Below are 14,302 nucleotides of genomic sequence, written 5' to 3'. Positions count from 1 at the left end.
AGCACCCCACCAAGTTGCACGCTCCGCTCGCTGCGCTCGCTCCACGCACAACTTGTCGGGGACCCCGCATGAGCAGCAAGTCCGTGCCCAAGCCGCGCGTCCTCGTCGTCGACGACGACAAGGCGGTCCGCGAGTCGCTGCGCCGGTCGCTGGAGTTCAACGGGTACGACGTCGCCCTCGCCTCCGACGGCGCCGAGGCGCTGGCCGCGATCGCGGCCACCGACCCCGACGTCGTCGTCATGGACGTGATGATGCCGCGCCTCGACGGGCTCGAGGCGACCAAGGCGCTGCGCCAGGCGGGCAACGACCTGCCGATCCTCGTGCTCACCGCCCGCGACGCCGTCGGCGACCGGGTCGAGGGGCTCGACGCCGGCGCCGACGACTACCTCACCAAGCCCTTCGCCCTGCAGGAGCTGCTGGCCCGGCTGCGGGCGCTGCTGCGCCGGGTCGTCCCCCGCGACGAGCACGATGACGAGGTGCTCGCGTTCTCCGACCTCTCCATGGACATCGCCACCCGCGAGGTGACCCGCGGCGGTCGCCGGATCGAGCTGACCCGCACCGAGTTCACGCTGCTCGAGATGTTCCTGCGACGGCCGCGCCGGGTGCTGGAGCGGTCGTTCATCCTCGAGGAGGTGTGGGGCTACGACTTCCCGACGACCGCCAACTCGCTGGAGGTCTACGTCGGCTACCTGCGCCGCAAGACCGAGGCCGAGGGCGAGCCCCGGCTGATCCACACCGTGCGCGGTGTCGGCTACGTGCTGAAGGAATCGTGACCGTTCTTCCCCCGGCCGGCACCGACGGCCGCTGGCACTACCGCAGGTCGCTCGCCTCTCGGGTGACGATCCTGACCACGCTCGCCGCCGGCGCCACCGTGGCCCTGGTGGCGTTCGGCGCCTACGTCACCGTGCGGATGCAGCTCCAGGCCACCCTCGACGACTCGTTGCTGCACCGGGCCGAGAGCACCCCGACCCAGACCCTCTGCGACCGCAACTTCACGTTCCCGGCCGACTACTTCGGCGCCACCAACGTCTGGGTCGCCTGCCTCGACGGCAGCGGCAGCGGCCTGATCCGCGGCAAGGAGGCCGACCAGCCGCAGCAGCTGATCGGCGGGCCCGAGATCGCGGTCTCCCGGGGCGAGAAGAGCACGTCGGTCCGCACCGTCAGCGGCGAGGGCACCCGCTGGCGGATCGCCGCGGTGCATCGCGACGACGGCAGCACGATGGTGATCGGGCAGTCGCTGGACTCCCAGGAGACGCTGCTCGCCAAGCTTGGCACCGTGATGTTCCTCTTCGGCGGCGCCGGCGTCATCGGCGCGGGCCTGGCGGGCTGGGCCGTCGCCCGCAACGGCCTGCGCCCGGTGCGGCGGCTCACCGCGTCCGTCGAGGAGATCGCGCGCACCGAGGACCTGCGCCCACTCCCGGTCGAAGGGGACGACGAGATCGCCCGGCTGGCCTCGGCGTTCAACCAGATGCTCGCGGCGTTGGCCGCCTCCCGCGACCGGCAGCGCCAGCTGGTCGCCGACGCCGGCCACGAGCTGCGCACGCCACTGACGTCGCTGCGCACCAACATCGACCTGCTCACCCAGGCCGACGGCGCGAGCGGCATGGAGCTGCCCCCCGACGCCAAGGCCGAGCTGCTCGACGACGTCCGCGCCCAGATCGAGGAGCTCACCACGTTGATCGGCGACCTGGTCGAGCTGGCCCGCGACGAGCCCCTCACCCACGTCGTGGAGCCCGTCGACCTGCCCGAGGTGGTCGAGCGCGCGATCGCGCGGGTGCGGCGCCGGGCCTCGGGGCTGACCTTCGAGGTCGACCTCGCGCCGTGGTACGTCGTCGGCGAGGGCCCCGGCATCGAGCGGGCGGTGACCAACCTGCTCGACAACGCCGCCAAGTGGAGCCCCGAGGGCGGCACGGTCACGGTCACGCTCGTGGACGGCACGCTCACGGTCGCCGATCAGGGGCCCGGCATCGCGGAGGCCGACCGACCCCACGTCTTCGACCGGTTCTACCGGTCCCCGGAGTCGCGCGGCATGTCGGGCTCCGGCCTGGGCCTGTCGATCGTGCGGCAGGTCGCGGAGCGGCACGCCGGCACCGCCGAGGTCGGCGTGGCCCCCGGTGGTGGCGCCCAGTTGACGATGTGGCTGCCCGGCTCGGCGAGCCCGGTCCCGGACTGGACCCCGGCCTGATGCGCGCGCTTCCGCTCGCCGCGATGACCGCGGCCACCCTCACACTGGCCCTGTCCGGCTGCTCCGGCGGGTCCTCCGGTACGCCGTCCGCGGCCGAGTCCGCGGCGGCGAACGTCGCCTGGAGCCCGTGCGACGGGCTCACCGCCGAGACGGTCGGCCGGCTGGTCGGCGCACCCGTGACCGAGCGCACCGGGAGCATCACCGCGCCGCAGTGCACGTTCACCCCCGAGCGCAAGGGCGGCGCGGCGTACGACATCAGCTATCTGTGGTTCGCCGGCGGGCTCGACGACGCCCTCGACACGATGGGCGCCGCGGGCGCCCAGCTCGAGCCGGTCGACATCGACGGCGCGGAGTCGGCGCGGATGGTCGTGCGGACCCAGAAGTCCGGCGTCCTGGTCACCGGCTTCGTGCAGACCGCCGGCCTCGTGCAGAACGTCAACGCGGTCCAGGTCACGCCGTACGACGAGGACGCGGTCGTCGCGGGCACGCAGGCGCTGATGGCGGAGCTGGTGCGACAGGCGCCGACCTCGCGGCCGCGATAGTCCGTCACGGAATGGTCGAACCTCACACCGAACGACAGCCATTTCGTGACGGACTACCCCGACAATGAGCCGGTGACCGACACGATCTCGTTCTTCACGCGGGCCGGTGCGGCCCTGGTCCCCGAGCCGCTCGCCTGCAGCATGTGGAGCGACGACCAGATGCACGGCGTGGCCCTCAGCGGCGCGCTGGCCTGGGCGGCCGAGGGCGCGCTGGCCGAGGCGGGACGCTCCGACCTGCGGCCCGCGCGGTGGGCGGTCGACCTCTTCAAGCCGGCCCGGATGGTGCCGTGCACCCTGACGACCGAGATCGAGCGCGAGGGCCGGCGGATCTGCCTGGTCGACGTGATCCTCTCGCAGGGCGGGGAGCGGGTGGCGCGGGGCACCGCGACGTTCCTCAAGCCGTCCGAGTCCACGGACGGCGAGATCTGGGCGCCGACCGAGCGCCCGTCGCCGCCGCCGGTCGACGTGGTGCCGCCGGCGACCGAGCCGCGGGCGCCGTTCGTGCGCTCGTCGGTCGGCTGGTCGCAGAACTTCCTCGAGCACCAGAACGCCGACCGCAAGGCGACCTGGAGCACCGCGGTGCCGATCCTCCCCGACGAGCCGCTGACCGGCTTCCAGGCTGCGGCCGCCAGCGCCGACGGCACCAGCATGGTCATCAACTGGGGCACCCGCGGCGTCGAGTACATCAACACCGACATCACGATGACGCTCGCCCGCGAGCCCGAGGGCGTTGAGATCGGCCTGCTCGCGACGGACCGGGTCGAGCACGACGGCATCGCCGTCGGCAGCGCCGCCATCTTCGACCGGCGCGGACCGCTCGGCACCGTGATGGTGGCCGCCCTCGCCAACGCCCGCCGGACCGTCGACCTCGGGTCGGTCACCTACACCGACCAGGGCCACCGGACCCGCTCCGCCGGCTGACGCCCGGGCGGCCGCTGCCGGTCGCCCGGCGCTTCATCAAGGGATGGGGGCGGATCCGCGCTCCCCACGACGTGCGCACCCAGGGAAGTGCCGCCTCGTCTGCATCCCTCGATGAAGCCGCAGCTACGGGCGGGCGGCCTGCTGCTCGCGCCAGGAGCGCTCGAAGGGGAGCCGCCAGGCGTGCGGCGCGACCAGCTGATGGATCGCGTTCGGGCCCCACGAGCCGGGCGTGTAGGTGCGCACGGGCGGCGGGTTCTGCAGCAGCGGCGTCGACCGCTCCCAGAGCGTCTCGATGCCGGCCGCGGTGGTGAAGAGCGTGTGGTCGCCGCGCAGCGCGTCGTAGATGAGCCGCTCGTAGGCCTCGAGCACGGCGTACGCCGAGGAGGTCTCGTGGGTCGCGAACTGCATCGACAGCTTCTCCAGCTTCATCCCCGGCCCGGGGCGCTTGCCGTAGAACGAGAGCGACATCCGCGACTGGTCGGCGAGGTCGAAGGTGAGGTGGTCGGGCCCCTGGGTGCCGGCGTTGGAGCCGGCCGGGAACATCGCGAGCGGCGGCTCCTTGAACGCGATCGAGATGATCCGGGCGCCCTCGGCGAGCTTCTTGCCGGTGCGCAGGTAGAACGGCACCCCCGCCCAGCGCCAGTTGTCGATCTCGACCTTGAGCGCCACGAACGTCTCGGTGTCGGAGTCGTCGGCGGTGTCCGGATGCTCGCGGTACCCGGCGTACTGGCCCCGGACGACGTGGTGCGGCTCGATCGGGCGCATCGAGCGGAACACCTTGAGCTTCTCGTCGCTGATCGGGTCGGGCGCGAGCGAGGTCGGCGGCTCCATCGCCATGAACGCCAGCACCTGCATCAGGTGGGTGACGACCATGTCGCGGTAGGCGCCGGTGGTCTCGTAGAACTTGGTGCGGCCCTCGAGCCCGAGGGTCTCCGGCACGTCGATCTGCACGTGGTCGATGAAGTTGCGGTTCCAGATCGGCTCGAAGAGGCCGTTGGCGAAGCGGAACGCCAGGATGTTCTGGGCCGCCTCCTTGCCGAGGAAGTGGTCGATGCGGAAGATCTGGCTCTCGTCGAAGACCTGGTGCAGCCGGTCGTTGAGCCGGCGCGCGCTCTCGAGGTCGGTGCCGAAGGGCTTCTCCATCACGATCCGCGACTGCTTGACCAGCCCGGCCTCGTCGAGCTGGCGCACGACGTCGAGCGCCGCCTTGGGCGGGACGCTCAGGTAGTGCAGGAAGTCGACCGGCCGGCCGCCCCGGGCCAGGTCGGCCTCGGCGGCACGGACCGCCTCGGCGAGCGCGGGCGGGCCGGCGGACTGCGGCACGTAGCTGAGCAGCCCCGCGAACTCGTCCCACTCCTGGGCGGTCAGGCCGCGGTGGCTGAACTCGTCGCAGGCACCGCGCGCGATCCGGACGAACTCGGCCGTGTCGATGTCCTCGAGCGAGGTGCCGACGATCCGCGAGTCGTCGATGAGGCCGGCCTGCCAGAGGTGCATGAGGCCCGGCAGCAGCTTGCGCCGGGACAGGTCGCCGGTGGCCCCGAACAGCACGATGACGTGTCCGTTCTCCATGCCGCCACGGTAGCCGTCCGCGGCGGATCGATGCCTACGGGCGATCGAAGACCCGGAGCAGCCGCTCGGCCTTCCAGCGCGACTCCGCCCACTCCTCGTCGACGTCGGAGCGGACCGTGATCCCGCCGCCGGTCCCGAGCAGGTAGCGCCCGTCGCCGGCGGTCGCCAGGCTGCGGATCACCACCCCGAGGTCGGCCCGGCCGTCGGCGCCGATCCAGCCGAACGCCCCTGCGTACGGACCTCGCGGCGTCTGCTCCACCTGCTCGATCACCTGCATCGTGCGCAGCTTCGGGGCGCCCGTCATCGACCCCGCGGGGAAGAGCGCCCGCAGTGCGTCGATCGTCGAGACCTCGTCGCGCAACCGCCCGCGGACCGTGCTGACCAGCTGGTGCACGGACTCGTAGGACTCGACGTCCATCAGCGTCGGCACGGTGACCGTGCCCGGCTCGCAGACCAGCGACAGGTCGTTGCGCAGCAGGTCGACGATCATCAGGTTCTCGGCGCGGAACCTCGGGTCGGTGCGCAGCCGCTCCCGCGCCTCCTCGTCCTGCGCCGCGGTCGCTCCCCGGGGCGTGGTGCCCTTGATCGGCTTGGTCTCCAGCGTCCGGTCGGCCGACACCAGCGCGTACCGCTCCGGGCTGGAGCTGAGCAGCCACGCCCGTGCCCCCGGCACGTCGTGCTGCAGGAAGCCGGCGTACGGCGCGGGGTTGAGCCCGCGCAGCCGCAGGTACGCCGACACCGGGTCGAGGTCGCTCTCGGTCGCCATCCGGTAGGTCAGGTTGACCTCGTAGGTGTTGCCGGCGTGGAGCTGCTCCTGGACCCGGGCGAAGCCGGTGCGGTAGGTGGCGGGAGTGGTGGTTTCGAGGCTCGTCGCTGGCGCTCCTCGCACCTCAACCACCTTCATCGGTGGTTGAGGTGCGAAGGCGCCCCGCGCCTGAGCCTCGAAACCACCATCCCCGTCGACCTCATGCTCGAACATCCGCACGTGGCTCGGCCGCATCCAGACGGCGTCGGGCAGCTCGCCGCCGGTCGCGGCGGGGAGGTCGGGGCGGCAGGCGTAGCCGAGGTAGCCGAACCAGGAGGCGTCGGCCGGCCCGGCGGCGAGCTCCGCAGCGAGGACGTCGAACACGTCGTCGCCCACGACCTCCGAGCGGCCACCTACGTGCCGGCGGACGACCCGCGCGCCCGCGTCGTAGGTGAGGGAGACGTCGTCGTCGTCGAGCCACCCGAGGATCGAGCGGCGGCCCGACCACTCCCGGGCCCCGCCGCCGTCGAGCCAGAAGCACCGGGCGTGCGCGGCGGCGACCGCGCGGAAGTCGGGGACCGGGTCGGTCATGCGGCACCCAGGAAGTTCGCGACCAGCCGCGCGCCGTGCTCGGAGAGCACCGACTCGGGGTGGAACTGCACGCCCTCCAGGGGCAGGGTCCGGTGCCGCACCCCCATCACGACGCCGTCCTCCGACCGCGCGGTGACCTCGAGGCACGCGGGGACCTCCAGCACCGCGAGCGAGTGGTAGCGCACCGCCGCCAGCGGCGACGGCAGGCCGGCGAAGACACCCCGGCCGTCATGGGTCACCGACGCCACGTCGCCGTGCGCGGGGCGGACCCGGTCGACGGTGCCGCCGTACGTCGTGACCAGCCCCTGCATCCCCAGGCAGACGCCGAGCACGGGCCGGGTCGCGCGGCGCAGCACCTCGCGGCCGACGGAGAAGTCCGCGGGCGCGGCCGGGTGCCCCGGGCCCGGCGACAGCACGACGTGGGAGAACGCGAGCACCTCGGCGGCCGACACCTCGTCGTGCTGCACGACGGCCGGCAGCGACCCGGTGACGGCGGCGACGAGGTGGACCAGGTTCCACGTGTAGGAGTCGTGGTGGTCGACCACGACTACGTCGAGAAGGCGATTCATCAAGGACATCCGACTGGGTTTCGAGACGCGTCGCGGTCCCGCGCAAGCGCGGCCCCGCCGACGCTCCTCAACCTCCCTCCGGCAACGCGGGCCGCTCGCAAGCGAGCGCCCCGCGGCCGGAGTGACGGAGGGCCCGATGAAGCTGGGGGGCAGTCTTCACCGGGCCCACGAACGGCTCCGCCGTGGTTGCACAGCCTAGCCTCGGGCCGACGCGTTGTGGTCGGGATCCACGAGAAGGCCCGCCACCAGTTCGTGGAGCACCTCGAAACCGTGCTCGGTGAGGATGGACTCCGCGTGGAACTGGATGCCGCGGTAGTGCGGGCCCCGGACCAGGTGAATGTCACCGGTCTGGACGTCCGCCTCGACCTCGACCCCGTCGGGCGCCCCGGAAGCGCCGAGCCGGCCGACGAAGGTGTTGTAGAAGCCGACCCGCTCCGTCCGCCCGCCGATCGACACCGGCGACTGGGTGCCCTGGAAGACGATGTCCTTGTAGGCCAGCGGGATCCCGAGGTGGTGGCACAGCGCCTGGTGCCCCAGGCACACCGCGAGGAACGGCCGCTCGGCGGCCATCAGCTCGGCGACGGCCGCGCGCAGGTTCGCCATCTTCGGGTCGTCGCCGTCGCGCGGGTCGCCCGGGCCGGGTCCGATGATCGCGAGGTCGAAGCCGTCGAGGCACCCGGGCGTGTAGTCCTCGTGCCGCACGACCTCGCTGGTCATACCGACGACGCCGAGCACGTGGCGCAGCATGTTCACGAAGTCGTCCTCGCCGTCGAGGATCACCACCGACCTGCCCGCGAGCCGCGGGTCCGGCGCCGCGCCGCCCTGGTCGGTGAGCCAGAACGTCGAGAGCCGCCGGTTGCGCGCGTTCAGCGCGAGCAGCACGTCCTCGTCGTTGACGAGCTCCGCGACGTTCACGCTCGGCGTCGGTGCGGGCGGCACCAGCCCGAAGGCGCTGAGGATGCCGCCGGCCTTGGCGTGCGTCTCCGCGACCTCGTACGCCGGGTCGGAGTCGCGCACCAGCGTCGCCCCGGCGGTGACCGTCAGCCGGCCGTCGAGCCCGACGTCGGCGGTGCGGATCACGATCGGGCTGTCGACAACCGGGCCACCCTCGTCGTCGCGGCCGAGGATCGCGAGCGCCGCGCCGTAGTAGCCGCGGCCCTCCGACTCGTACTGCTTGATCAGGCGACAGGCGTTCTCGACCGGCGAGCCCGTGACGGTGGCGGCGTACATCGTGTCGCGCAGCACCTCGCGCGGGTCGCGGCTGGTGCGGCCGGCGAGGAGGTACTCGGTGTGGATCAGGCGGCTCATCGGCTTGAGGAACGGGCCGAGCACCTGGCCGCCCTCGTTGCAGATGTCGCACATCATCTTGAGCTCTTCGTCGACGACCATGAAGAGCTCGAAGATCTCCTTCTCGTCGTGGAGGAAGTCGAGGAGCGGACGGCGGACGTCGCCCTCGCGCGGGATCCGGAACGTGCCGCTGATCGGGTTCATCCGCACGTCGCCGCCGTGGATGGAGACGTGCCGCTCCGGGCTCGCGCCGATCAGGTAGCGGTCGCCGGTGAAGAAGACGTAGGTCCAGTACGACCCGCGCTCGCGCTCGAGCAGCCGGCGGAACACCGTGAGCGCCCGGTCGGCGCCCCAGTCGGCGACGGTCGCGCGGTAGTGGCGCCCGATGACGAGGTTGGCGCCCTCGCCCTGGCCGATCTCGTCGGTGATGATCGACGAGACCAGCTTGGCGTAGTCGTCGTCGTCGGTCTCGAAGCCGCCCCGGTCGGCGAACTCCACCCCCGTGTCGTCGATCGCGTCGATCACCTCGGCGACGCTGAACTCCAGCTCGGACTCGACGTCGACGACCACGAGCGGCGTGCCGTCGTCGTGGGCCTCGAAGCCGCGCTCGGCGACCTGCCGGAAGGGGATCGCGACCAGGCGGTCGGCGATGTGTCCGTCGTCCGGCACCCCCTCGGCCAGGGGTACGTCGAGGATCGACTCGACCACGCTGCGGCGGCCGCCGACCACACCGACGGTGTCGCGGTCACCGGCCCGCGTGGAGCGCCGGATGATCGCCCAGGCCTCGTGCTCCTGGACGGCCGCGATGGCTTCCCGGGCAGAGGTCGTGGCGTTCATGCCGGAACTCTACGGCGGCGCGGAGACACGGCCGACCGAGGCCCGAGCCTCGGAACCGCCCTCGCTCACCCCAGGGTGGTCAGCAGCTGGGTCGCCCGGGTGAGCACGACGTACAGCGTCGCCCGCCCGGTGGCGGACTCGTCCTCGATCTCCTGGGGGCGGACCACGACGATGCCGTCGAACTCCAGGCCCTTCGTGTCCAGGCCGGTGAGCACGACGATCCGGTCGTCGCCCGAGGGCGTGACCGTGGAGTCGATCGCGGCGCGGGCGCCGGACGCGTCGGCGGCGACCTCCGGCCACGACGCCAGCCAGGCGTTGACCTCGGAGCGGCGGGCGACGGGGACGACGATGCCGACGGTGCCCTCGACGCGGGCGGCGATGTCGGTGACGGCCGCGCGGGCGGCCGCCTCGAGGTCGCCCTCGGGGACGCCGGTGCGCACCTCGGGCTCGACGCCGGTGGAGCGGACGGCGGTGGGGAGGTCGGCGTCGAGGCCGACCCGCTCGGCGTACGCCGCGGCGTGGGCGTAGATCTCGGCGGAGTTGCGGTAGTTGGTGGAGAGGTGGAACTCGTGGCGCTCCTTGCCCTCGAGGGCGGCGGCCCGCGCGGCCTCGGCCTCGGCGGGCACCGGCCACGAGGACTGGGCCGGGTCGCCGACGACCGTCCACGACGCCGTGCGCCCGCGCCGGCCGACCATCCGCCACTGCATCGGGGTGAGGTCCTGGGCCTCGTCGACGAGCACGTGCGCGTAGGGGTCGTCCTCGATCTTGTGCGTCGGCGGCGCCCAGGCCCGGCCCGACGGCGCGAACTCGCGGTCGGCCGCGGTGAAGAGCTCCTGGACGTCGATGCCGCCCTCGAGCAGGCCGGTGTCGTCGAGGGTGCCCTCGTCGTCGGTGCGGGCGGGGACGTCGCCGATGGCGTAGCGGAGCTCGTCGAGCAGCGGGATGTCCTCGACGGAGAAGTCGGTGGCGTCGGCCCACGACTTCGAGAGCAGCCGCTGCTCCTCCGGACCGACGACGCCGTCGCCCACCCGGGCCAGGAACTCCGGCTCGCGCAGCCACCCGAAGACCTGGCTCGCGTCGAGCGGCGGCCACCAGGCCGCCACGAAGTCGACGAACGAGTGGTCGGAGAGCAGGTCGTCGTCGAAGGCCTCGCGGCCGCGCTCCCGGCCGCGCTCGCCGCGCACCTGGCGCCACATCGCGTCGAGCAGCGCACCGGCCACCCGCGGCAGCTGGCGGTTGCGGCGGCCCTGGGACATCAGGTTGCGCCGGATCGCGCCGAGCTGGCCGCGGTCGAGCACGATCGTGTCGTCACGCCAGAAGATCCGGAACTCCCGCGGGCTGCCGGGCGCCTGCTGCCGGGCCGTGCGCCGCATCAGCTCGGCCATCACGGCCGCGCCCTTGACGTCGGCGACCGCCGGCTCGTCGTGCCGGGTCGCCCGGACGCCGTCGACGACCTCGCCCAGCGAGCGCAGCGCGACCGCCGTCTCGCCGAGGCTGGGCAGCACCCGCTCGATGTAGCGCATGAACACGCCGCTCGGCCCGACGACCAGCACGCCGCCGGTCTCGTAGCGGCGCCGGTCGCTGTAGAGGAGGTACGCCGCGCGGTGCAGCGCGACCACGGTCTTGCCGGTGCCGGGGCCCCCGGAGATCGAGACGACGCCGCGGCCGGGCGCCCGGATCGCCCGGTCCTGCTCGGCCTGGATGGTCGCGACGATCGAGTGCATGGAGCGGTCGCGGGCCCGCGAGAGCTGGGCCATCAGCGCGCCCTCGCCGACGATCGGGAGGTCGGTCTCGACCTCGGCGTCGAGCAGCTCGTCCTCGACGCCCACGACCGTGCGGCCGGCGGCGCGCAGCACGCGGCGGCGTACGACGCGCTGCGGCTCGGCCGCGGTGGCCTGGTAGAACACCGCCGCGGCCGGGGCGCGCCAGTCGATCAGCAGCGAGTCGCGGTTGTCGTCGCGCAGGCCGATGCGGCCGATGTAGCGCGGCTCCGGGTCGAGGTCGGGCAGCATGTCGAGGCGGCCGAAGACCAGGCCCTCGTGGGCGGCGTCGAGCTGGGCGATCCGGCGCGCGGCCTGGAACACCATCGCGTCGCGCTCGACGAGCCCGCCCTCGTGACCGAGCCGGCCCCGGCTGTGGCCCTCGCGGGCGAGCTCCTGCGCGGCCCGGGCCGACACCTCCAGCTGTCGATAGACCCGGTCCACGAACCCCTGCTCGGTCGCGATCTCCCTCTCGACCAGCTCTTCCGACACGCCTGTCCCCTCTTGCAGCGAGTCGACTAGCCTACCCGGCCGGCTACCGCTTGCGGGACAGGAACGCCGTCATCGCGGCACGCGCCTCGTCGGAGGCGAACAGACGGGCGGACAGCTCGGCCATCTCCTCGCCGTGTGCGTCGATCCGGGCGAGCAGGTCGCGGTTGAGGATGCGCTTGGACTCGCGCAGGCCCTGGGCCGCCCCGGTCGCGAGCGACGCGCAGACCCTCCCCACCTCCTCGTCGAGCCGGTCGGCGGGCACGGCCGTCGTGACCAGGCCGTACGCCGCGGCCTCGGCGCCGGTGAAGACCTCACCGCCCAGCGTCGTCAGGGACGCCGCTCGGGGGCTCATCCGGGCGTGCACGGTGAGCGAGATGATCGCCGCGGCCAGGCCGAGCTTGACCTCGGTCAGCGCGAACGTCGCGTCGTCGCTCGCGACCACGATGTCGGAGGCGGCCACGATGCCGATCCCACCGGCGCGCACGGGTCCGGCCAGCCGGGTCACGACCGGCTTGTCCATGCTCACGATCAGCCGCTGCAGCGCGACGATCCTGCGGGCGCCCTCGTCCATGCCGCCGTCGGCGGCCTCGGAGAGGTCGGCACCGGAGCAGAACACCCGGCCGGCCGAGGTGATCAGCACGACCGTCGCCTCGGCGTCCGACTCGGCCCGCTCCAGGCACTCGAACAGCTCGGAGACCAGCCGGCGGGAGAGCGCGTTGCGGTTGTGCTCGGAGTCGAGGGTGATGGTGGCGACCGCGTCGGCCACCCGGTAGTGCACGAGCTCGGGCATGCGGCTCATCCTGCCGCATGCCCGAGCTCGGGGCCGGGCTCAGCGGTGGAGCCGCACCGTGAAGCTCTCGCCGCCGACGCGCAGGGCGGCGCGGCGTACCTTCGCACCCTTCAGCGCGACCTTCCCGAGGCGGGTCTTGGCCAGCCGCAGCTTGGTCTGCGAGCCCGCCTCGACGGAGTACGACGCCTTGGCCAGCACCGCACCCTTCCGCACGACGGTGCCGCGGACCTTCACCCGCTTCGCGGCCACCAGCGTGGCCCGGCCGGTGCAGGCGGTGGTGCCCGCGCAGCCGACGGTCGCGGTCACGGCGGCGCGCGCCACCAGTGCCCTCGGCACCACCGGGGTCAGGCCGGGGATCACCGTGGGCGGCACCGACGGGCCGCTCGGCCCGGCCGGCGTCGACGGCGCCGACGGCGCCGACGGGGTGCTCGCCGGCGAGGTGTCCACCTGGAAGGTCACGCTCGAGGCGTTGTCCGTCGTGGAGGTCTCCGTCGTGCTCGTCGACACCGTCGCGGTGTTGACCACCGTGCCGTCCGCGTCGGCGCCACGCTCGGTGCGGTTGGCCAGGCAGAGCAGGTAGAGACGGGCGTCGAGCGGCTCGGCGGTCGGGTTGTAGAGCTTGAACACCCGGACGATCGGCCGCGGGTCGTTGCCGAGGACGACCAGGCCCGGGTCCACGTCGTACCCCGCCACGATGCCCTTGGCGTCGGCCGCGCAGCTCAGCGTGACCTCGGCGACCTCGCCCGGCTGGACCGTGGCGGTCTGCCGGACCTCGTCGAGCGCGAGCCGGTGCTGGTGCCCGTGGGCGGAGCCGACCAGGACGTCGAGACAGCGGAGCGTGAACGTGCCCGCCGAGGCCCCGCCCGGGTTGTCGACGGCGAAGGTCCAGCCGTGCTCGCCGTCGGGGTACGTCGTCACGACGGGCGCCGCGTCGTCGAGCGCGTAGCCCGGCTGGATCGGCACCTGGCCAGAGACGCAGCCCATCGCGATGGTGGTGCGGCCGGTCGGCAGGCTCCGGGTCTCGGACTGCTGGCCGTCGATCACCAGCGAGTGCCGGTGTCCGGAGACGACCTCGCTGTCACGCGCGACGCAGACCGCGAAGACCTTCGCCTGCGCGCGACCGGTCGCCTCGTTGAGGAACCGGGCGGTCCAGCCGTCGTCGCCGACCGCGTGGTTCTCGGTCATCGCGACGTCGGCGAGCGTGCCGGTGCCCTGGTCGACGTGGTCGACGCGGCCCGAGCCGTCGGTCACGACGTACCCGCTCGGGCAGGTGACCGTGCCGGTCGCCTGGGCGCCGGGCTCGACGTCCACCTGCACCTCGGTCTTCTGCACGTCGAAGAGGTGCTGGTGGTCGGCCCCCGAGGTCGGCAGCGGCGCGACCTTCACCCGGACGTCGACCGACCGGGTCTGGCCGGCGGGCACGGTGCCCAGCTCACAGCGGACCGTCACCCCCGAGGTCGTGCACGGCGCGTCGGCGGAGACCAGCGTGACGCCGGCCGGCAGCACGTCCACGACGACCACGTCGCGAGCCGCGGCGGCACCGGTGTTGGTGACGGCGAGCGTGTAGGTCACGACGTCGCCCTCGCGCGGCGCGGCTTGGTCGACGGTCTTGGTGACCTTCACGTTGGTGACCGTCGGCTGCACCGGCGTCGTGGTGGAGTCGGTGTCCTGCACGGTGCCGCCGCTGGGCGCCGTCCCGGTCGCGGTGGCGGTGTTGTCCACGCGGCCGAGGCCCTGGTCGGCCGCGGTGATGGTGTAGGTCACCGGGGTGCAGTCGAACGACTCGCCCGGGTCGAGGGCACCGCTCGGGCAGGTGACCGGGCCGACCTTCGGGTCGGAGACCGTCACCGGGTCGAGTCGCACGTTGCCGGTGTTGGTGACGCGGAACGAGTACTCGATCGTGTCGCCCTCGTCGGGCCCGTTGCCGTCGAGGTCGTGGACGGCGCTCGCCGTCTTCACCAGCTGGATGGCGCCGGTGGCCGGCAGCGGCACGGTGCGCGAGTCGTCGTCCTCG

Annotated in this window: 11 protein-coding genes; 4 read left to right on the top strand and 7 right to left on the bottom strand. The window is 73.1% G+C overall.

The features are described from left to right. The first annotated feature begins 68 nt into the window (after positions 1 to 68). The 4 genes from FHU40_RS24300 (at position 69) to FHU40_RS24285 (ending at position 3,648) form a co-directional block, all read left to right on the top strand. Positions 69 to 773, top strand: coding sequence for a response regulator transcription factor (locus FHU40_RS24300; protein WP_183595105.1), 705 nt, complete (start codon positions 69 to 71; stop codon positions 771 to 773). Continuing rightward, the gene (locus FHU40_RS24295; protein WP_183595104.1) at positions 770 to 2,185 is read left to right on the top strand and encodes an ATP-binding protein; all 1,416 of its coding nucleotides are present in this window, start codon (positions 770 to 772) and stop codon (positions 2,183 to 2,185) included. Before FHU40_RS24300 ends, FHU40_RS24295 begins: the two co-directional genes overlap by 4 nt. Next, positions 2,185 to 2,727, top strand: coding sequence for a DUF3558 family protein (locus FHU40_RS24290; RefSeq protein WP_183595103.1), 543 nt, complete (start codon positions 2,185 to 2,187; stop codon positions 2,725 to 2,727). The genes FHU40_RS24295 and FHU40_RS24290 overlap by 1 nt, the downstream gene beginning before the upstream one ends. A 72-nt stretch (positions 2,728 to 2,799) precedes the next feature. Then, positions 2,800 to 3,648, top strand: coding sequence for an acyl-CoA thioesterase domain-containing protein (locus tag FHU40_RS24285; RefSeq protein ID WP_343058033.1), 849 nt, complete (start codon positions 2,800 to 2,802; stop codon positions 3,646 to 3,648). Positions 3,649 to 3,771: 123 nt separating this feature from the next. Here FHU40_RS24285 and zwf read toward each other — a convergent pair whose 3' ends face one another. The 7 genes from zwf to FHU40_RS24250 form a co-directional block, all read right to left on the bottom strand. Next, complete coding sequence (gene zwf, locus FHU40_RS24280; protein WP_183595101.1) at positions 3,772 to 5,217, bottom strand: glucose-6-phosphate dehydrogenase; 1,446 nt, start codon at positions 5,215 to 5,217, stop codon at positions 3,772 to 3,774. Positions 5,218 to 5,251: 34 nt separating this feature from the next. After that, on the bottom strand, positions 5,252 to 6,553 hold the full coding sequence (locus tag FHU40_RS24275) for an anthranilate synthase component I family protein (RefSeq protein WP_183595100.1): 1,302 nt from the start codon (positions 6,551 to 6,553) through the stop codon (positions 5,252 to 5,254). Then, positions 6,550 to 7,122, bottom strand: a complete 573-nt coding sequence (locus tag FHU40_RS24270; protein WP_183595099.1) for an anthranilate synthase component II — start codon at positions 7,120 to 7,122, stop codon at positions 6,550 to 6,552. Before FHU40_RS24270 ends, FHU40_RS24275 begins: the two co-directional genes overlap by 4 nt. Positions 7,123 to 7,317: 195 nt before the next feature. Then, positions 7,318 to 9,246 (bottom strand): anthranilate synthase family protein, encoded by a 1,929-nt coding sequence (locus tag FHU40_RS24265; RefSeq protein WP_183595098.1) that lies wholly within the window; start codon positions 9,244 to 9,246, stop codon positions 7,318 to 7,320. A gap of 65 nt (positions 9,247 to 9,311) precedes the next feature. Then, entirely contained in the window at positions 9,312 to 11,498 is a 2,187-nt protein-coding gene (locus FHU40_RS24260) for a UvrD-helicase domain-containing protein (protein ID WP_183595097.1), read from the bottom strand. Between the two features lie 43 nt (positions 11,499 to 11,541). Then, positions 11,542 to 12,288 carry an enoyl-CoA hydratase-related protein gene (locus tag FHU40_RS24255; RefSeq protein ID WP_343058032.1) on the bottom strand — a complete coding sequence of 249 codons (747 nt, stop codon included), beginning with the start codon at positions 12,286 to 12,288 and terminating at the stop codon, positions 11,542 to 11,544. Positions 12,289 to 12,327: 39 nt separating this feature from the next. Then, positions 12,328 to 14,302: DUF7507 domain-containing protein (locus tag FHU40_RS24250; protein WP_183595095.1), on the bottom strand; the 1,975-nt coding region annotated here is incomplete at its 5' end.

The organism is Nocardioides soli, assembly GCF_014191495.1.
Lineage (GTDB): Bacteria > Actinomycetota > Actinomycetes > Propionibacteriales > Nocardioidaceae > Nocardioides > Nocardioides soli.
The sequence above is the reverse complement of the archived record's forward strand: the minus strand, read 5'-3'. Positions and strand labels throughout refer to the sequence as shown.

Excerpts from the sequence above, each read along its gene's own strand:
- FHU40_RS24300 (WP_183595105.1), top strand. The coding sequence starts at position 69 with ATGAGCAGCAAGTCCGTGCCCAAGCCGCGCGTCCTCGTCGTCGACGAC.
- FHU40_RS24290 (WP_183595103.1), top strand. The coding sequence starts at position 2,185 with ATGCGCGCGCTTCCGCTCGCCGCGATGACCGCGGCCACCCTCACACTG.
- zwf (WP_183595101.1), bottom strand. The coding sequence starts at position 5,217 with ATGGAGAACGGACACGTCATCGTGCTGTTCGGGGCCACCGGCGACCTG.
- FHU40_RS24275 (WP_183595100.1), bottom strand. The coding sequence starts at position 6,553 with ATGACCGACCCGGTCCCCGACTTCCGCGCGGTCGCCGCCGCGCACGCC.
- FHU40_RS24270 (WP_183595099.1), bottom strand. The coding sequence starts at position 7,122 with ATGAATCGCCTTCTCGACGTAGTCGTGGTCGACCACCACGACTCCTAC.
- FHU40_RS24265 (WP_183595098.1), bottom strand. The coding sequence starts at position 9,246 with ATGAACGCCACGACCTCTGCCCGGGAAGCCATCGCGGCCGTCCAGGAG.
- FHU40_RS24255 (WP_343058032.1), bottom strand. The coding sequence starts at position 12,288 with ATGCCCGAGCTCGTGCACTACCGGGTGGCCGACGCGGTCGCCACCATC.